The organism is Pedobacter indicus, from assembly GCF_003449035.1.
GTDB lineage: Bacteria > Bacteroidota > Bacteroidia > Sphingobacteriales > Sphingobacteriaceae > Albibacterium > Albibacterium indicum.
This window is the reverse complement of the sequence record NZ_QRGB01000001.1, coordinates 1359070-1376526: the sequence shown is the minus strand read 5'-3', so window position 1 is coordinate 1376526 and position 17457 is coordinate 1359070. Positions and strand designations below refer to the sequence as shown.

Genomic DNA, 17457 nt, shown 5'->3' with positions numbered 1-17457 from the left:
ATTCGCTTATATCACTTTGATTGTGTGTCCTGCAAACTCTACTTTCATCCCAGGTCTCACTTTAAAGCGCTTCCGCAGTTCTACTTCACCATCGCGTTTCACCAAACCCTCCGTCACTACAGCCTGTGCCTCGCCGCCATTTTCCACCAAGCCTGTAGCCTTTAATAAAGAAATCAAGGGAATAAATTCAGAATCAATTTTAAATTCAGTCATAGCGCCGAAGTTACAAAAAACGCTTAAAATCGCTCACTATTTTAAACCAATTTATTTTTAACTTTGTCCAATGAAAACACACCTTTCAGCGGTTCCAGAAAGCAAGCAAGCCTTGTCATTCGACAATACCGAAATTGCATTCAAGAGCAAGACAGACGCTGATCTTAAACAAGCCTACTGGCTATTCAAGTTAATCTCAAGCAACACGCTTGTTAGAGTAGGCAGTCCTCTAGCTAATCTAGCTTTACGGATCGGGTTACCCATCAAAGGGATTATCAAGAAAACCATTTTCCACCAGTTTTGTGGCGGACAAACCATCGAAGACTGTGAACAAGCCATCAATTCGCTTGCAGAATACCATGTGCACACCATCCTTGACTATTCCGTTGAAGGCGAAGACATAGAAGCCGATTTTGACGAAACCTGTCAAGAGATTCTAAGAACTATCGAACGGGCAAAACATGACCCCAATATCCCGTTCTCCGTATTCAAGCCAACCGGATTGGGAAGAACCGAACTATTCGAAAAGGTTAATAATAAAGAAGAGCTAAGCCCTTCCGAAGAACAAGAGTTCGAACGCATCAAACAACGCATCGACCGGATTTGCAGAAGCTGCTATGAAACTAATCTATTAGTTCTAATCGATGCAGAGTTTTCGTGGACTCAAGATGTTTTCGACGACATTGCCAGAGAGATGATGCAAAAATACAATCGTGAAAGAGCCATCGTCTACAATACCTACCAGCTCTATCGTCACGATAAGCTAGCCTCTCTCAAAGCAGACTACTATTTTGCTGAAACTGCAGGTTTTTATCTCGGGGCAAAACTCGTTCGCGGTGCTTATATGGAGATCGAACGCGAACGCGCAGAAGAAAAAGGCTACCCATCGCCTATCCAACCAAACAAAGCCGCATCAGACAGAGACTTCAATGCAGCCATCATCTTCTGCCTAGATCATCTAGACCGGATTGCCTTTATGGCTGGCACCCACAACGAAGAAAGCTCTAATCTTCTAGCAGAAGAAATGAACAAGCGTGCTATCCAGCACAGTCATTCAAATATCTATTTCGCCCAATTATTAGGGATGAGTGATCATTTGAGTTTTAACCTCTCTGAAGCCGGCTACAACGTCGCTAAGTACATGCCTTACGGTCCCATTGTCTCCGTTATGCCCTATTTGATACGTCGTGCGCAAGAGAACACCTCTGTAGCCGGACAAACCAGTCGTGAGCTTAGTCTAATCACCAAAGAAATCAAAAGACGTAAACAAAACCGTTAGCTGTTACAAGCCCAAGCGGTCAACAATATTTCTCAACGGCTCTGGTCTCTCCACCAGAGCCGTTTTTATTCCCAGCTTACTTGCCGCCTCCAAGTGTTGCGGACTATCATCGATAAACAAGGTCTCTTCAGGCACCAAACCGTGCGTATTCAACACAAATTCAAAAATCTCCGCATTCGGTTTCCTCATCCCCATCAGATGTGAGTAATAATCCTTTTCAAAGAATGAAGAATTATCATCCAGATCGAAATTATCTTTCAGGTATCGCATAATATAATCATAATGCATTTCATTGTTATTGCTCAACAAAAAAGTCCGGTACTTATCCTTCATTTCCAATAGCACGTCATGATTGCCTTCTGCGATACCCACCAAAAGCGCGTTCCATGCATTGTTAATATCATCATCCAGCAGATCCGGTTTTCCAGCTATCCGTCGCACCTCATTTCTAAACTCTGCCGGACTGATAGAACCCAGGTCCAATTGATCAAACAGCTCATTCTGCACTTTATGCGTAAAAAACGAAGCCGTATCCGGAATCCCGATATCCTTAAACGCCTGTTCCAATTTCTGAAAATCCAGTTCAAAAATTACATTACCATAATCGAAGATGATATTCTTTATATTTTGCATATTTTTTTCAATATCTACATACAAATATGTACATTTGCAATCGCAAAACCCAAAAAGAATTGCCGCGCCTATAGCTCAGTTGGTTAGAGTAGAAGACTCATAATCTTTTGGTCCCTGGTTCGAGCCCAGGTGGGCGCACTGAAAAACCCTGTAAGCAATTAACTTACAGGGTTTTTATATGGGCTAAAAGGCGGATGGTACGGAACATGAAAGCTATTTTTGCGATAAGCGACCTAAATATGTTATCTATATTTTCAATCCGCTAGCGGAGAATACCTCTCTTGAATAATGTTGAAATGATGGAGTTGATGCCCGATAATATTGTAACCCATCGCAAAAACAGACATTTGAGTGTCTTTGAATCTGCAATTTGCTGAAAGTGTTTCATGATTATAAGTGTCAAACATCGCTTTGGTCGCCACACGAACTGCACGGAGTTCTGCAAGCAGCTGTTCCATTGTTAAATCATTCGCATTTGAATTGTCGGCCATAGCAATATGGTCATTTCCACTTGGGAGCGAGCCCTCTTGACGAGCACCAAGCATTGTCCGATAGCACCAAATACGTTCCCAATCGGTCAGATGTTGTATTATTTGATTGACTGTCCACTTCCCTTTCGCATACACTTTTAATCCAATACGTTTTAATTCTTCAATGTCGACATCATCAATTTGCCTCAAGCTTTGATCGAAAGCCTCTGTAAGCTCTATATCCTCATTCAAATTGATATAATAATCGAAATAGTCTGGAAGTTCTGTAATGTCTGATCTTTTCATTGATTTTGAGGTTTTACTTGTTCGTCTATCGTTCTCGCTTGTTTTAGTATCCTGCGTTACTGTTATGATAACCGTTATATCAGCTTCTATCAAACTAATATAAAAAAAAGTTCATGGACTCTTCAACTTTTTAGATAAGAAGCACCCGAACATTCTTTCTTAACTTAAGTGCATCGTATCGAAACTTCATCCCCATAGATTTGTTCAATAACAAACATCATTACCCTCACTGATATGGAAACAACAAAAGTAATATTAGAAGAAAAAGGCCGCGGAGAAATTCAACTATCCTCAGATGGTAACAAAGCGGGAAAAATGGATATTTCAGTACATGCACCTCGACTAACCGTATACCATACTGAAGTCGATCCACAATACGAAGGTCGCGGATTTGCAAAATTACTATTAACGGAACTGGTATCCTATGCACGTGAGAACAACTTAAAAATAGTCCCCCTCTGCCCTTTCGTGCATGCACAGTTCAAGCGTCAACCTGAGGAATATGAAGATATATGGTTTAAAAAAGAAGATTAAAACGAGCGCTAAGAAATGAAATACATCATGGAAAAGCCGGTAAAGGCTATAATCGGAGAACAAAAATACAAGACCTCCATTCACTGGCGAAACGGTGAATTCATTACCGATGAGCCCGAAAAAATTGAAGGGAAAGATCTAGGTCCAGATCCTCACACTTTACTCTTATCTTCACTAGTGGCTTGTACTGCAGCAACATTGAGAATGTATATCGACCACAAAAAACTTAATATCCCTGAAATTACAGTAGAAGCAAATCTCGGTCAACGGATTAACAGTAGAACCGGCGAAATCACAACCCGTATCGATAAATCTATTTCCTTCGGTGATACGGAAGTAGACGATAAGCTTAAACAACGGCGAATAGAAATTTCTGGAAGCTGCCCGATCTCTAAAATTCTGAAAGGGAATGTTACGATCGAAACACCGGACGACCAATAATTCCTCACAAATCAAAATTTCAATATCTTTACGTAGTTATAAATCGAAATGCATTTAAACGTTGAATTGGTGAAACAGTTTCACTAATGCTAATGTCACGCAAAATTTAAAAATATGATTTACGTAATTATCGGAACGAGTTTGCTTTTTGTTGCAATTGGATTTATTCTCACCGAAAATAACGCCAAATACCTTCTTTCGGGCTACAACACAATGAACGAACAAGATAGAAAGAAGGTGGACATTCATGCATATATCCCCTATTTCCGAAATTTCCATATATTCTTAGGAATATCCTTTGCGGTGCTTGGGTCTATCTTAGTATATTTTGTCGACGACAATGCCGGCGGAATATTTTTAGGGATTTATCCCATTGTCGCCTATATCTATTTTATCTCAACAAGTTCAAAATATTCGAAAGGACTTAGTGAAAAATGGAATAAAATAGGAATTGTTGTACTCATATTCACACTACTCATTGTTGTCTGGCTTTTAGGGTATGCATTTAAAGAAAACAAAATAAGCATTGATTCTGAGAGCATATCTTTTAGAGGAAGTTATGGAGAGAGGTTAACTGAAGCTGAAATCCAAAGCGTTGAGCTAATCAAACAATTGCCTGAAATCACTTTAAAGACAAATGGATTTGCACTTGGAACAATAAATAAAGGTTATTTCAAAACAAGAAATGGAGAAATAGTAAAACTGATTTTGAATTCGGACAACAAACCTATTATTCTATTTACTAAGACTGACGGTAAGAAAATTTATTATTCCGCAAAAGATAAATCAAATGAACAAATACTAGATGAAATAAGAAAAATTTTACCCAACATCGTTTATAAGAAATAACGGTATCAGTGCAAAACCAAAAGTACAAGACATTATGAAAAAAATTATTTTAACATTGGCGATCATCGGAGTTTTGGCTTCCTGTGACAAGAATGACAAAACTGTTCACAACACAGAACTGATCGGCGACTGGAAGTTGATCGAAGTTTTAGCTGATCCAGGCGACGGAAGCGGGACATTTACTGCTGTGGAGAGTGATAAAATTATAAGTTTTAAGAATAACGGAATAATCACATCAAATGGTAGATTGTGTGATATGTCAATGAATTCAGACAGTCCGAGTTCAGGAACTTATTCGATTGCTGATTCGACATTTACCTCTCCTGACTGTCTAGACCCAGAATACAGCAACTATTCATTTGAACACGACCGAGATATATTAATTATTAATTACCCTTGCATCGAACCTTGTAGAGCTAAATACAAAAAACAATAGTGTACTACAAACCAATTATAGTCGCTCGGACAGTGGGTATAAGACAGACTGTTCCCTATGGAATAGACTGGTGATCTGTATCCCGAATCCGGTACCAGTCCACAAGCTTATCTTTTGGTGGCAATTGAAATGCTAACCGCGCCGCCGTGTTTTGGTACCAATACGCAGTTGAAGAAAACTTAAAGGGTCGGGATGGTCTATGATTGATAAATGCCATTTCTATACTTTCCTCAAAACAGACTGCATCCTCGTTGTGAAACCGGTACATACTTATCATCGAACGGAGCGGATCTTTTAAAGGTACTCCATGGTATGGAGCGTTAAACTCCCCATCTCTGAAATACCATCCCCCATTAAAATAATCTTCTAAGCCCGTCCCTACGATGGTGGCTTTCGTCCTATCTTCCGTATCAATATAAAAGTATTCAGGCGCCTCTAAGTAACCCATATAATTTGGCAACCAACTTTGCATCGACAAACAACAACCTACAAAATGACCTTTCCCCTTCGTTTTTACAATGGTCAATGGATCCGGACCCTCATTCGTTCCGGCATTATATAAACAATGAAACCTACCGGCATCAGCGGGTAAAGATTGCATTTCCTGATAGTTTGCATTCAAGAAAACATGTGGTTCTACTTTGTCATGAAAATTTTCGACTTCGATCTTTATCTTTTCAAAGGGCATCGGGAAATAAGAGTAAAAACCCCCGCTTGACATTCCCAGGTAGTCAGACACATAATGTTTAAATTCGCAATGACCGATACCAAAAAAATCCCCCATCGGTGCTTCTACCGAGGGGTATTCATTCCCATCCCAATAGATCCGTAATACCAACTTCTTTAAAATAGTTGGATCAGGCCATTTTTCTTCACTCAGATCCCAGTTTTCCCAAAACCATCCCGAAAAGGTAATCCACATCCGACTGATAATACCAGGCTTGTCATGCTCAACTAAAACAACTTTCCCTCCAGGCTTAATCGGAATCGCTTTCTGTTTCGTTTTTTCATTAAAAGTCGTAAACTGCCTGGAAACCTGGCTACGTAAAGTATAAAGTCGCGAATCTGCCGCTTCAGTTTTTTTGCGATAAACTGCCTGTGCATTCTCTGTCTCTTGCGCGAATGAAGGTACTACCGACAATCCAGCTAGGGAAGCAGCAGCAGTAAGCGCTTTACGTCGACTAATGTTGTTGTTGATTTTGTCATTCATTTAAGTTTACCTTGGTAGATTTCTGACATCCAAGATACGCTTAACCGTTTAAACAGAAAAATATTTATGTTACATTTTTTCAAATACCCATTCTTTATATTCGCGGAGAAATACAACACTTATTATCGGCTCACAAACCGGATTGGGGACTTGGATAATTTAGAAATAGTGATATCTTTAACTTTAGGCAATAGTAAATAATAATAGAATATATGAAAATAGAAATCTGGAGTGATGTAATGTGTCCATTTTGCTACATCGGAAAGCGGAATCTGGAGAAGGCAATGGAACAGTTCACTGATAAAAATCAAATAGAGATAATTTGGAAAAGCTTTCAATTAGATCCTTCTGCGCCAGAAGTGAGCAGCGAGAGCATGAAAGACTATCTGGTGAAAACAAAAGGGATGAGTCATTATCAGGTAGATGAAATGCTAGAAAGTGTGACACAAACAGCGAGCGCCGCCGGATTGGATTATCATTTCGAAAAGGCGGTAATGGCTAACTCGCAGAACGCTCATCGATTAATACAGTTTGCCAAAACGAAGAACCTGGGTAATGAAATCGAAGAACGTTTGTTCTATGCTTATTTTACCGAAGGAAAAAATATTGCTGACACTGAAACGCTAACCGAGTTAGGTAAAGACATCGGACTTGATGAAACAGAAGTACAAACAGCATTGACGAATGAAGAATACCATCAATTAATGCAAGAGGACATCAGGGAAGCTCGAATTCTGGGTGTAACGGGAGTGCCGTTTTTTGTATTCGACCGAAAATATGCAATTTCTGGAGCACAGCCGGTGCAGACTTTTCTAAGCACACTGACTAAATCATTCTCCGAATGGCAAGAAAAACCTGGATCAACTCGTTAATCGCTTCCACAGACGCCAATGTCGTTCATAACTAATCCCATGCATACTGGGAAGGGGTTATTCCGATATATTGTTTGAAATCTTTATAGAAGTGACTATGATCATAATAACCTGAATGAAGAGCCGTATCGAGTAAATCCGGGTTCTTGTTTTCACCATACCTTCCATACGCGTATATAAAACGTTGAAGGGAGATGTACTTTTTTGGTGAGATGCCCAGGTATTTGACAAAGTTACGTTGCAACCATTTATGATTTACCTTTTCACCCAGCGCTTTTAATACATCTGATACTGTCGTATTCCCCCTACGCAGTTCGATATGATCAATTGCAGCCTGTAAAAAATAAGGCAAATAGTCATCTGTGTCCTGTTCGGATAGCACACTTTCTAAGAAGCTGATCTTTTCTGAAACACCCTCTTTCTGATACATCTCATTTATCATCGATGACCATTCTGCACTTACCAAATCTTGAAAACTGCAAACAGGTGCCGACCGGAAAACCATCGGATCAATTTTAAACAGGGAGTAAAAAGACGAGGGATTGAAGCGTAAAACAAGAATATATTCAAGGCCCTCCGGAATCTCCCAATGCGTATCTTGAATAACACCGCAGCAAGCCCAAGCCGATTTTAAATGGGCAATCTCTTTTTTTCTTCTTAAGCGAACATGATCGGTAGATCGGGGCATAAAGATCAGCGAAGGAAAACCATCGTTAAAAAGCGGTTGATTAGATTTTAAATCCTTACACGGAAAGACGTACGCTCCAAGAACATGTTTACCGGAGAATTGCTGACCGAGCACACCTTTTTCCTCCTGACTTTTCGAGAAGGTAAAACGATTTAATTTTATATTTCTCAATAACTTGATAGGCATTACCTACAAATATACGGTAAAAAGCTCATAACAGGCTTCCCAAGAGCCGATATGTCCATTTTTTACTTTTGCCACCCTTCTTCTGGCTATACCTTTGTAAAAACAAACTTCGATATTCTATAATGAGAAAAATATTTCAGCAGTTCTTCAACTCAGCATCAAGCGGGGGGATTATCCTCTTTCTTTGTGTCATTATTTCACTCCTTATTGCCAATTCTCCATGGGGGGCCTCATTTGAAAAGCTCCTTAATTTGCCGTTAGGATTTGAAAGCCCGGCGATACACCTCAAATATTCGGTAGCGCTTTGGATTAATGACGGACTTATGGCTATCTTTTTTCTCCTGGTCGGTCTGGAAATCAAAAGAGAGGTAGTCAATGGCGGACTGTCTACGCCTCGTCAGGCGGCTTTATCTATCCTTAGTGCGTTTGGTGGGGCGCTCATTCCAGCAGGCATTTACCTCCTTACCAATGCCGGTACAGAAACTGCCTCTGGTTGGGGAATTCCAATGGCCACGGATATTGCCTTTGCTCTTGCCATCCTTGCTATGCTAGGCAAAAGAGTCCCTTCCTCGCTGAAAGTGTTCCTCGCTGCCTTGGCTATTGTCGATGACTTGATCGCCATTCTCGTTATCGCAATCTTTTATTCTGCGGAACTGCAAATTAGCTATTTAGGCTATGCTGGTGCAATATTGCTCTTGCTCATCCTCTTCAATCGAATGGGAATACGTTCGTTAGTTTTCTACCTGATACCCGGACTTTTCATTTGGTACTTTATTCATCATTCAGGAATACATGCTACTGTCGCTGGTGTCCTTACAGCGATGACCATTCCACTGGGTGATAAAAATAAGGAGACATCTCCTTTGCTCAAACTAGAACATGCCCTCATTACCCCGGTAAACTTCTTAATCGTCCCGTTATTTGCTTTGGCCAACACCAATATCCGCTTTGAAAGCACAATGCTAGATGGCCTTCTATCACCTTTAGGCTTGGGTATCCTTGCGGGTCTCTGTATCGGCAAGCCGGTGGGTATTTTGCTAATGTCTAAACTAGCAACAAAACTCAATATCGCTCAGCTCCCTGCCCACGCTAACTGGAAACACATTATCGGCATAGGATCCCTGGCAGGCGTCGGTTTTACGATGGCAATTTTTATAGCTCTTCTATCTTTTAATGACCAGTCGCTGATTGCCGAAGCTAAGTTCTCAATTCTGATAGCTTCGCTCCTTTCGGGAATTATTGGTTATACAATATTAAACAACGCAAAAACTAAAAAAACCTAAGCGCGACACTTTGTATAAGACAAAACGAGTTAATTTCGTAATGACCTTGTTTAGGGTGAACCCGTTGTCAACCCGTAGTGCTCCCGTTGCCAACCCGTTAAAACCGATGGTTTGTACGAGTTGATACTGGGAGCACTACGGGTTAAATAAGAGACAAGCCTAAACAAGTCCTAACCCAGATTCTTTCTGGGTTTTCAAGAAAAGCTTATTTAAATTTGATTGTGTACTCGTTTCTTTCGTCGGTTTTCCAAGCGTGCTCCTGCGTAGTAGGTGAAATACCGTCTCCACCATTACCACTACGTCACTAAGTCACTTCCCGATACCAGTTCATGACCTTCTTGGTCATCTCTTTTACTTTATCGAGATGTTTAGCTGCAAGGTTATTCTTTTCCTCGGGGTCTTTCGTTAGATCGAACAGTTCTGGTCTTCCCCCATCAAAGTCACAGAGTAGTTTATAGTTTCCTTCTCGAATTGCGAGATCGGGTAAAGGCTGATCAAAGTCTTTGAAGTGTTTCCGATCGGGTGGGCGCGACCAGAACGCAGGTGATTGTCGGGAGGTTTGTTTTTTACCAAGCAAGGTCGGTAACACACTTTCACCATCTGCTAATTCACCCTGCTGCGCATCAACACCCGTCAGCTCTAAAATGGACGGTTTGAGGTCGACCGCCGTGAAGTAATTTTGCTTATTATGCTGTCCCCGTACTTTTTTAGAAACAAAAGTCGGCCCCCAAACAATGAGAGAAGAACGAATTCCGCCTTCATACAAATGCCCTTTAAACCCTCGGAGATCACCAGCACTTCCGGCCCCTGGTTCAGGTCCATTGTCAGAACAAAAAATAATGATTGTGTTGTCCCGAAGCTCCTGGTCACTTTTTACATATTCAAACAGTTTACCGAATTGTTTATCCATCGACTCAAGAACCGCCAGATAGAGTGCGCGCTTTTTATCTTCTTTGGTTAGGTTATAATCTTCGAAAGGTGGCCAAAAAGGGCTGTGGACATCATCAGGCCAAATATTGATGTAAAAAGGCTTATTCGACTTTTTCGAGTCCTCGATAAAGTCCATCGCGGCATCGATAAATCCAGTCGTTATTTCAGAGCGCTGCATCCAGGTAAACGATCCACCGAGCCGTTCTGCATCTTCCCAGATCCGGCCCACTTCACCTTTGGCATTCTTAGTGAGTGGTAACAATTTAGGCCCCATCCCTTCAAAGTTTGTCAGTGACTTATCAAATCCATATTCGGCAATTGCTGGTGCCTCGGCAACGTCTCGTTGTCCGCCCATATGCCATTTTCCGAAATGACCGGTAGCATATCCAGCTCGCTTTAAGTCTTTGGCTAAAGTCGGCGCAGAAAGATCCAACCAGTTTGCTAATCCGCGTTCCGCATTTTCCTTGCGGTTGGATAAATATGATGTGATATCCCAACGTTGTGGATAAGTGCCTGTTAAGATTGCGGTACGCGAAGGGGAACATATGGGTGCATTGACGTAGAATTGGTCGAAGCTTATTCCCTCTGAAGCCAATCGATCAATATTGGGGGTCTGAGCATCAGGATTTCCGAAGCTGGAAAGATCTGCCCACCCCATATCATCTATTAAAATAAAAATAATGTTTGGTTTTTTGGGGTCTTCTGATCCTCTAACCTCTTGTTTGCCACCAAATAAGATCAAAAAGATAGCGACCCAAATGGAGATATTCATATTGTAATATGTACTCATAACGTAAATGTAAAAAAATAAAATTGGAGCAAGCTTGACCAATTATATCAAGACTCCATCTTTTATTGCTATTTTTATGCTATTTGGAATTTCAATCACTAAATAAAAACTCTGCATATGACAATCAAGGAAGTAAAAGAAAAGTTGAAAACATCGAGAGGCCCGGTTGCTCAATCATTACATCAAGGTTCAGGGTTTAAGGTCCTGATCATGGCTTTTAACAATGGGATGATTTTGAAAGAGCACAAGGCACACATCAAATCCAAACTAACGGTTATGGAAGGATCTGTCGTTTATAAGGAAGAAAACAGAACGATTGAACTTGACCAGTATGACGAAGTCGATATACCTGTTGGAGTGATGCATTCTGTCGAAGCTAGGGCAGATAGCCTATGTATCTTGTCACAAGGGGAATGATCGGGGCGAAATAATAATTTCCGGAATTCAGTTTTCTAAAAAATAATTCATAGCTTAGTGTACCTAAAACAAACTAACTACTAGGCCTATTTTATTCTGTGATCGTGTCCCTCCTTTTGTGATTTTATCGCTGGGTTGATTAGATGCCGTCGGAGGACTTTGTGTGTGTTTATTGGTTGATCAGGATTTATGGGTTTTATTAAAATCAAAAAATTATATAAACATAAATTATCAACTGAATGAAACACAGCTACTTAACCCCAACCTAAACACCAGTATCAATTAGTAAAAAGAAGTAACTCTTCTTCGCATAAACCTATTTGTTTGTGCACAAGATCAACTGAACTACAGTTGGTTAACGGATATGTTATGTCCAAAATTATGATAATCACCTAATCATCAACCAAAAAACAAAATCTATTATGGGAAAAACTATGAAATTCCATAGCCGTTCTTTCGTTTCCAAAAGATCGTTAAAGAATGGGCTACTGATTTCCATGGGTATGCTCGTTATGGGCAGTGCAACCGCATCGGAAGGTTCAGTATGGAACAAAATCTCTACGCATTCATTATTGAATGTCGTGCAAACTCCGGTAAAAGGAACGGTCATCAACCAAGCAGACCAATTACCAATTCCAGGAGCAACTATTAAAATCGTCGGGAAAACAACGGGTACCACAACGGATGCTTCTGGAAATTTCGTTATCGATGCTGAACCAAACGATATACTCGAAGTCAGCTTTTTAGGATTTGTTACAGCGCGATATACCGTTACATCATCAGATCAGGCGATCAAAATTGAACTTTCAGAAGACAGCAGTGACCTGAATGAAGTAGTAGTTACGGGCTATAGCTCTCAACGAAAAAAGGATTTGACCGGATCTGTGGCGGTAGTTAACGTAACGGAGCTAAAATCACAACCTGCAGGTAGCGCCGTGGAAGCATTACAGGGCCGGGCTACTGGTGTACAGATTGTAAACGATGGGGCTCCTGGCTCAACACCACAAATCCGTATTCGCGGGTACAGTACAATCAACAACAACGAACCTCTTTATATTATCGACGGTGTGCCTTATGAAGGAAAACTCAGCTGGCTAAACCAAAATGATATTGAAAGTATGCAGGTGCTAAAGGACGCATCAGCTGCATCTATTTATGGAGCCCGCGCAAATAATGGGGTGGTCATTGTTACCACAAAAAGTGGTTTGGAAGGAAAAACGCGTATAAACCTGGATCTATACGCCGGCGCGGGGATACCGAATAAGGGTTCGTTCCCCGATATGCTAACTCCGCAGCAGATTTTAGATATTGACAACAAATTTGCAGGCACAAACCTTGAACTTCCGGATTATTTACTTGCCGGTGAAGCCACGAATTGGGATGTGACGCCAGAGGACGCAGATATGAGTAAATACAATTATTTTGCTAAAGACAGGGCTTCTTTCTATCAAATCACAAAGGCAAATAAACAAGGTACGAACTGGATTGAGGAGCTGTCCCAAACCGCACCAATTCAGTCTTACCAACTGAGCGTAACCGGGGGTACCGAATCTGCAAAATATGCCGTTTCTGGCGGCTATCTGGATCAAGTCGGCAGTCTGATCCATACAGGATTTAAGCGTTATAACATTCGGACCAATACACAATTTAATGCCTTCGACAAGAAGTTGCGGTTTGGAGAAAACATGTCGTACAACTTTACGCAAGGTTTCGGGATGGGTGTTAATCCGAACACTGCCGGCGGGTATCAAGGTGAAGGCTCTGTACTTGGGTTCGCATACCGCATCCAAAATATTATCCCGGTTTATGATGAAGGAGGAAACTTTGCTGGTTCTTTTGGAAGTGGATTGGGTAACGGACAGAACCCTGTTGCGATGGCCTACCGTGCAAAGGATAATCTGAACCGATCGAACTTCTTTTTTGGGAATGCTTTTGCCGAATATGATTTCATTGAAGGCTTGACATTGAGATCCAGCTTCGGTCTTCGTTATGAAAATTATAATGGCGTCAGCTATAACTATCCTAACCCTGAATTTTCAGAAGGTAGTTTTAACAATGGCATGAGCGAATACCACGGCTATACGACCGAGTGGACCTGGACAAATACATTAAACTACCGTCCTGAATTGGGTGATGACCATAGCTTAAATGTGATGGTCGGCACCGAGGCTTTTCAGACTCAAAATAGAGGTATAGATGGAAGTCGGAACGGATATTTCATTATGAATAGCCTAGATTACCTATACTTAAGTTCGGGAAGTACCAATTTCAACAACAACGGGAGCGGCTCATTGGGGAGTATGTTCTCTATTATGGGTAAAGCAGATTATGCTTATAAAGACAGGTATCTATTAAGCGTGATTGGCCGTCGTGACGGTTCTTCAAACTTTGGAGAGAATAACCTATATGGTGTTTTTCCGGGAATTAGTGGGGCATGGCGGATTTCACAAGAGGAGTTTGCCCAAGGCGCTGAATGGCTAACTGATCTGAAACTCCGTGCCGGTTACGGTGTTACGGGTAACCAACGTATACCGGGTTTCCAATACCTGAACAGGTATTTGGCGTCACTTACACAATCATCCTATCCGATTTCTGATGGTGTGGTTAACGGTATCTGGCAAAACTCTTATGCTAATCCGGATATCAAATGGGAGCAGGTAAAATCGTTGAACGTGGGTATTGACTTTACTGTACTTAATGGAGATTTTGACGGGTCATTTGACTGGTTCAATAAGCAGACGACCGATATGCTATTCTTGGTTCCTCTGCCAGCCGCTGCGGCTGGACGAGCCGCATCGCCTTATCAAAACATCGGTGATATGAGTAATAAAGGTTTTGAATTCTCATTGGGCTATCACTATGGCTACCGTCAGGAAAAACCTTTTACGTTTGATTTATCCGCCAACTTCTCACGTTATGTAAACAAAGTTGAAGAACTAGCACCGTCTGTATCACAGGTAAACTACGGTGTGTTTAGAAGTATGGAGACTTCTATTATGCAAAAAGGTCAGCCTTTTGGATCTTTCTATGGGTATCAGGTTGTAGGTATCTATCAAAACGAACAAGATGTACAGAATTCTCCGTCTTATGATGATGCAAGACCAGGAGGATTGAAATATGCTGATGTTAATAATAATGGTGAAATTGACCCTGGCGACCGAACGATTATCGGTAACCCACATCCCGATTTTGTCTATTCGTTCAACATAAACGCAAATTATAAGAACTTCGATCTTCTTGTGTATCTATATGGTTCACAAGGAAATGACCTGTACGAAGCGACTCGGTATTTCACTGATTTTGGTGTATTCAAAGGTCAGAAAAGTACCCGAATATTGAATGCATGGAGCGAATCAAATCCCGGTAGCAGCGTTCCTTCCTTACCGGATCCAAATGACAAAACCAGCGCGTTGGAATATGCCACATCGACTTACTACATACAAGACGGCAGCTTCCTGAAAGTTAAAAATCTTCAGTTAGGTTACAACGTTCCTACTGATAAACTATTTGGAAAAAGTACTTCTTTCACCAATTTAAGGGTCTATTTTGGGGTTACGAACTTGTTTACGTTTACGAAATACGAAGGTTTAGATCCGGAAGTATCAGCTACTCCATCGGCCTATCCGGCTCTGGGGGTTGATTTTGGTGTATATCCACAAGCTCGTCAATATACATTCGGACTGAATTTAGGATTTTAATTGTCAGACAAACATTAACTAGAATAATTATGAAACGAAATAAATTAATAATTCTTTTGAGTGCAGGAATGTTGTTCATTAGCTCCTGTGGTAAAGAATTCTTACAGAAACTACCTCAAGGACAGCTTTCTGAACCGCAAGTCGGCAATAAAGAAGGTGTAGAGGCGGCGCTGATTGGCGCATACAGTATACTAAATGGGAATGTCAGTGGCACTTGGGGAAACTATGCGTCTGCGCCTAGCCAATGGATATTCGGCGAACTGGCGTCTGACAATGCCCACAAAGGATCAGAGCTTACGGACCAGACGCCTATGAATATGATCGAGTCTTACAACACGATCAGTACCAATGATAATTTGAGTACAATGTGGCAAGTGTATTATGAGGGGGTACTCAGATGTAACAATACGTTAAAACTCTTGGCAGCAGACCAAGAAGGGCCACAAGAGATCACGCCAGAACGTGCTACCGAAATACAGGGCGAAGCAAGAATGTTGCGCGCACATTACTACTTTTTCTTATGGAGGGTTTTTAGAAACCTACCTGTCATTACCGAAGCCATGACAACGGAAGAGGCAAAAACAACGCCGAATGATCAGGACATAACGCCACTAATTGAGGAAGATTTAAAATTTGCTATCGATGCTCTACCTGAGAGCAAGATCAACGGCGAAGCTGGTCGTATGGATAAAAATGCCGCTCGCGCTTATTTGGGCAAACTTTACCTTTATCAAAATAAACATGCCGAGGCGCTACCGCTGTTTAAGCAGGTAATGGCCGGCAAAGATTTGGTTTCCATGCCGTTCTGGAATAATTTTGATGTGACAACGGAAAATGGAGATGAAGTGGTAATGGTTTCTAAACATGCAATCAACTCCAACGGATCTGCAGACAATGCCAATGTCGGAGATATGTTATCCGGATTATATGGCAGCTCTCCGGTGGGTTGCTGTGGCTTTTACCAACCTACTATTGATTTAGTCAATGCTTACCAAGTTGACGCAAATGGTTTGCCTTATTTGGACAAGAGCTATCGGGACGATCCCTATTTATCTGATCTAGAAAACCCAACGGGCTCTTATAGCTTAGATGTTTCTATCCGGTTTGATCCACGTTTGGATTATACCGTTGGACGCAGGGGTGTTTCTTATTTGGATTACGGCATTATGCCAGGTAATGCGTGGATACGTGACGCTAATTATGCAGGGCCGTTTGTGGGAATAAAAACAATGATTCCTCAATCACAGTTCGCAACCAACGCTGCTCCGGGTGAAAATTATATCACTGGCTTGGATGTGAATATCATACGATTGGCAGATGTTTGGTTAATGGCTGCGGAATGTGAAGTTGAATTAGGGAACTTGGCAGGCGCATTAAAACTGGTCAATGATGTCCGTAATCGTGCGGCTAAATTAGCACCAAAAAAGACAGCTTCAGGAGCGAATGCAGCGGCATACTCGGTTAAACCTTATCCTTCTTTTGCGAATCAGGAGCAAGCGAGAACTGCAGTTCGGTTTGAACGCCGGTTGGAGCTGGCTCTGGAAGGTCATCGATTCTTTGATCTGGTACGTTGGGGAATAGCGAAGGAAACCATTGAAAGCTATTCGGCTTTTGAAGGTGAGTATCTTTCTTCTTATAAAGGTTTAACCTTCAGTGCTGGTGCCGAATATTGGCCAATACCACAGGTGGAAATTGACCGTAGTGATGGTGCTTTAACTCAGAAATAATGCTTTGTTTTTAGTTTTATAATGTGAGGCCGGTCAACATGATCGGCCTTCGCATTTTATTGTTAGTGAGTTAGTTTGGATATTATGCATTATTGGCATCGCTAAAACAACACTAAACAGAACGGTATTAAGCGGAGAAACGTTCGATTGCTTCCTCTACTGAGTTCAAAAAATTAACTTGTCTCCCTTGATTACTTTCGTAGATAAAATCTTTTAAACTTTTGCTTTCGCTCATTAAGTTAGAAAAGTCTCCAATTATCGCCAATTGAATACGATAAGTAGAAAACTTCTGGAGAATTTCACCGGCCATTCTATTCTTTAAATCAAAAAAATCAGGGGTAATGTTTTGTTTATGTAGAATGACTTTCTCACAGCCTTGAAAATAGGTTGTACCTACGATGTCCACTCCATCATCAATGGTTTTGATTATAACGTCATCTGAGGTAATTTCAGCGATATCAATATTATTTCTGGTGTGAATTTCAACTTCCATGA

Annotated in this window: 17 protein-coding genes and 1 tRNA gene; 11 read left to right on the top strand and 7 right to left on the bottom strand. The window is 41.1% G+C overall.

Annotated features, from left to right (window positions below):
• Positions 1 to 6 precede the first annotated feature (6 nt).
• Complete coding sequence (locus D3P12_RS06230) at positions 7 to 213, bottom strand: RNA-binding S4 domain-containing protein (RefSeq protein WP_118194168.1); 207 nt, start codon at positions 211 to 213, stop codon at positions 7 to 9.
• Between the two features lie 70 nt (positions 214 to 283).
• Between D3P12_RS06230 and D3P12_RS06225 the strand changes: the two genes are divergently transcribed.
• The gene (locus D3P12_RS06225; RefSeq protein WP_118194167.1) at positions 284 to 1492 is read left to right on the top strand and encodes a proline dehydrogenase family protein; all 1209 of its coding nucleotides are present in this window, start codon (positions 284 to 286) and stop codon (positions 1490 to 1492) included.
• A gap of 3 nt (positions 1493 to 1495) precedes the next feature.
• Here the strand turns inward: D3P12_RS06225 and D3P12_RS06220 are convergent, their stop codons facing one another.
• Complete coding sequence (locus D3P12_RS06220; RefSeq protein WP_118197001.1) at positions 1496 to 2125, bottom strand: HAD family hydrolase; 630 nt, start codon at positions 2123 to 2125, stop codon at positions 1496 to 1498.
• A 64-nt stretch (positions 2126 to 2189) separates the two neighbouring features.
• On the opposite strand from D3P12_RS06220, the gene D3P12_RS06215 reads away from it, so the two are divergent.
• Positions 2190 to 2263, top strand: a tRNA-Ile gene (locus D3P12_RS06215).
• A gap of 116 nt (positions 2264 to 2379) precedes the next feature.
• Here the strand turns inward: D3P12_RS06215 and D3P12_RS06210 are convergent.
• A complete protein-coding gene (locus tag D3P12_RS06210; protein ID WP_118197000.1) occupies positions 2380 to 2901 on the bottom strand; it encodes a DinB family protein in 522 nt (173 codons plus the stop codon).
• Between the two features lie 234 nt (positions 2902 to 3135).
• Here D3P12_RS06210 and D3P12_RS06205 point away from each other — a divergent pair, with 234 nt between their 5' ends.
• The 4 genes from D3P12_RS06205 (at position 3136) to D3P12_RS06190 (ending at position 5161) form a co-directional block, all read left to right on the top strand.
• A complete protein-coding gene (locus D3P12_RS06205) occupies positions 3136 to 3435 on the top strand; it encodes a GNAT family N-acetyltransferase (protein ID WP_118194166.1) in 300 nt (99 codons plus the stop codon).
• Positions 3436 to 3450: 15 nt separating this feature from the next.
• Entirely contained in the window at positions 3451 to 3876 is a 426-nt protein-coding gene (locus D3P12_RS06200; RefSeq protein WP_118194165.1) for an OsmC family protein, read from the top strand.
• Positions 3877 to 3990: 114 nt separating this feature from the next.
• Complete coding sequence (locus D3P12_RS06195; RefSeq protein WP_118194164.1) at positions 3991 to 4725, top strand: DUF3784 domain-containing protein; 735 nt, start codon at positions 3991 to 3993, stop codon at positions 4723 to 4725.
• A gap of 34 nt (positions 4726 to 4759) precedes the next feature.
• On the top strand, positions 4760 to 5161 hold the full coding sequence (locus D3P12_RS06190) for a lipocalin family protein (RefSeq protein ID WP_118194163.1): 402 nt from the start codon (positions 4760 to 4762) through the stop codon (positions 5159 to 5161).
• Positions 5162 to 5216: 55 nt separating this feature from the next.
• Here the strand turns inward: D3P12_RS06190 and D3P12_RS06185 are convergent, their stop codons facing one another.
• On the bottom strand, positions 5217 to 6371 hold the full coding sequence (locus D3P12_RS06185) for a glycoside hydrolase family 172 protein (protein ID WP_118194162.1): 1155 nt from the start codon (positions 6369 to 6371) through the stop codon (positions 5217 to 5219).
• Between the two features lie 212 nt (positions 6372 to 6583).
• On the opposite strand from D3P12_RS06185, the gene D3P12_RS06180 reads away from it, so the two are divergent.
• Entirely contained in the window at positions 6584 to 7243 is a 660-nt protein-coding gene (locus D3P12_RS06180; RefSeq protein WP_118194161.1) for a DsbA family oxidoreductase, read from the top strand.
• Positions 7244 to 7274: 31 nt separating this feature from the next.
• Here the strand turns inward: D3P12_RS06180 and D3P12_RS06175 are convergent, their stop codons facing one another.
• Positions 7275 to 8117, bottom strand: a complete 843-nt coding sequence (locus D3P12_RS06175; RefSeq protein ID WP_118194160.1) for a helix-turn-helix domain-containing protein — start codon at positions 8115 to 8117, stop codon at positions 7275 to 7277.
• 122 nt (positions 8118 to 8239) lie between these two features.
• On the opposite strand from D3P12_RS06175, the gene nhaA reads away from it, so the two are divergent.
• Positions 8240 to 9400 carry a Na+/H+ antiporter NhaA gene (gene nhaA / locus D3P12_RS06170; RefSeq protein ID WP_118194159.1) on the top strand — a complete coding sequence of 387 codons (1161 nt, stop codon included), beginning with the start codon at positions 8240 to 8242 and terminating at the stop codon, positions 9398 to 9400.
• 304 nt (positions 9401 to 9704) lie between these two features.
• Here nhaA and D3P12_RS06165 read toward each other — a convergent pair whose 3' ends face one another.
• Positions 9705 to 11120, bottom strand: a complete 1416-nt coding sequence (locus D3P12_RS06165) for a sulfatase-like hydrolase/transferase (protein ID WP_118194158.1) — start codon at positions 11118 to 11120, stop codon at positions 9705 to 9707.
• Positions 11121 to 11237: 117 nt separating this feature from the next.
• On the opposite strand from D3P12_RS06165, the gene D3P12_RS06160 reads away from it, so the two are divergent.
• From D3P12_RS06160 to D3P12_RS06150, 3 genes are all read left to right on the top strand, one after another.
• Entirely contained in the window at positions 11238 to 11537 is a 300-nt protein-coding gene (locus D3P12_RS06160) for a cupin domain-containing protein (protein WP_118194157.1), read from the top strand.
• A 422-nt stretch (positions 11538 to 11959) separates the two neighbouring features.
• Positions 11960 to 15235: a SusC/RagA family TonB-linked outer membrane protein gene (locus tag D3P12_RS06155; RefSeq protein WP_118194156.1), complete on the top strand. Its 3276-nt coding sequence runs from the start codon at positions 11960 to 11962 to the stop codon at positions 15233 to 15235.
• A gap of 29 nt (positions 15236 to 15264) precedes the next feature.
• Complete coding sequence (locus D3P12_RS06150; RefSeq protein WP_245977403.1) at positions 15265 to 16962, top strand: RagB/SusD family nutrient uptake outer membrane protein; 1698 nt, start codon at positions 15265 to 15267, stop codon at positions 16960 to 16962.
• A 127-nt stretch (positions 16963 to 17089) separates the two neighbouring features.
• Here D3P12_RS06150 and D3P12_RS06145 read toward each other — a convergent pair whose 3' ends face one another.
• Entirely contained in the window at positions 17090 to 17455 is a 366-nt protein-coding gene (locus D3P12_RS06145; protein WP_118194154.1) for a DUF4180 domain-containing protein, read from the bottom strand.
• Between the last annotated feature and the right edge of the window lie 2 nt (positions 17456 to 17457).

Excerpts from the sequence above, each read along its gene's own strand:
- D3P12_RS06230 (WP_118194168.1), bottom strand. The coding sequence starts at position 213 with ATGACTGAATTTAAAATTGATTCTGAATTTATTCCCTTGATTTCTTTA.
- D3P12_RS06225 (WP_118194167.1), top strand. The coding sequence starts at position 284 with ATGAAAACACACCTTTCAGCGGTTCCAGAAAGCAAGCAAGCCTTGTCA.
- D3P12_RS06220 (WP_118197001.1), bottom strand. The coding sequence starts at position 2,125 with ATGCAAAATATAAAGAATATCATCTTCGATTATGGTAATGTAATTTTT.
- D3P12_RS06210 (WP_118197000.1), bottom strand. The coding sequence starts at position 2,901 with ATGAAAAGATCAGACATTACAGAACTTCCAGACTATTTCGATTATTAT.
- D3P12_RS06205 (WP_118194166.1), top strand. The coding sequence starts at position 3,136 with ATGGAAACAACAAAAGTAATATTAGAAGAAAAAGGCCGCGGAGAAATT.
- D3P12_RS06200 (WP_118194165.1), top strand. The coding sequence starts at position 3,451 with ATGAAATACATCATGGAAAAGCCGGTAAAGGCTATAATCGGAGAACAA.
- D3P12_RS06195 (WP_118194164.1), top strand. The coding sequence starts at position 3,991 with ATGATTTACGTAATTATCGGAACGAGTTTGCTTTTTGTTGCAATTGGA.
- D3P12_RS06190 (WP_118194163.1), top strand. The coding sequence starts at position 4,760 with ATGAAAAAAATTATTTTAACATTGGCGATCATCGGAGTTTTGGCTTCC.
- D3P12_RS06185 (WP_118194162.1), bottom strand. The coding sequence starts at position 6,371 with ATGAATGACAAAATCAACAACAACATTAGTCGACGTAAAGCGCTTACT.
- D3P12_RS06180 (WP_118194161.1), top strand. The coding sequence starts at position 6,584 with ATGAAAATAGAAATCTGGAGTGATGTAATGTGTCCATTTTGCTACATC.
- D3P12_RS06175 (WP_118194160.1), bottom strand. The coding sequence starts at position 8,117 with ATGCCTATCAAGTTATTGAGAAATATAAAATTAAATCGTTTTACCTTC.
- nhaA (WP_118194159.1), top strand. The coding sequence starts at position 8,240 with ATGAGAAAAATATTTCAGCAGTTCTTCAACTCAGCATCAAGCGGGGGG.
- D3P12_RS06165 (WP_118194158.1), bottom strand. The coding sequence starts at position 11,120 with ATGAGTACATATTACAATATGAATATCTCCATTTGGGTCGCTATCTTT.
- D3P12_RS06160 (WP_118194157.1), top strand. The coding sequence starts at position 11,238 with ATGACAATCAAGGAAGTAAAAGAAAAGTTGAAAACATCGAGAGGCCCG.
- D3P12_RS06155 (WP_118194156.1), top strand. The coding sequence starts at position 11,960 with ATGGGAAAAACTATGAAATTCCATAGCCGTTCTTTCGTTTCCAAAAGA.
- D3P12_RS06150 (WP_245977403.1), top strand. The coding sequence starts at position 15,265 with ATGAAACGAAATAAATTAATAATTCTTTTGAGTGCAGGAATGTTGTTC.
- D3P12_RS06145 (WP_118194154.1), bottom strand. The coding sequence starts at position 17,455 with ATGGAAGTTGAAATTCACACCAGAAATAATATTGATATCGCTGAAATT.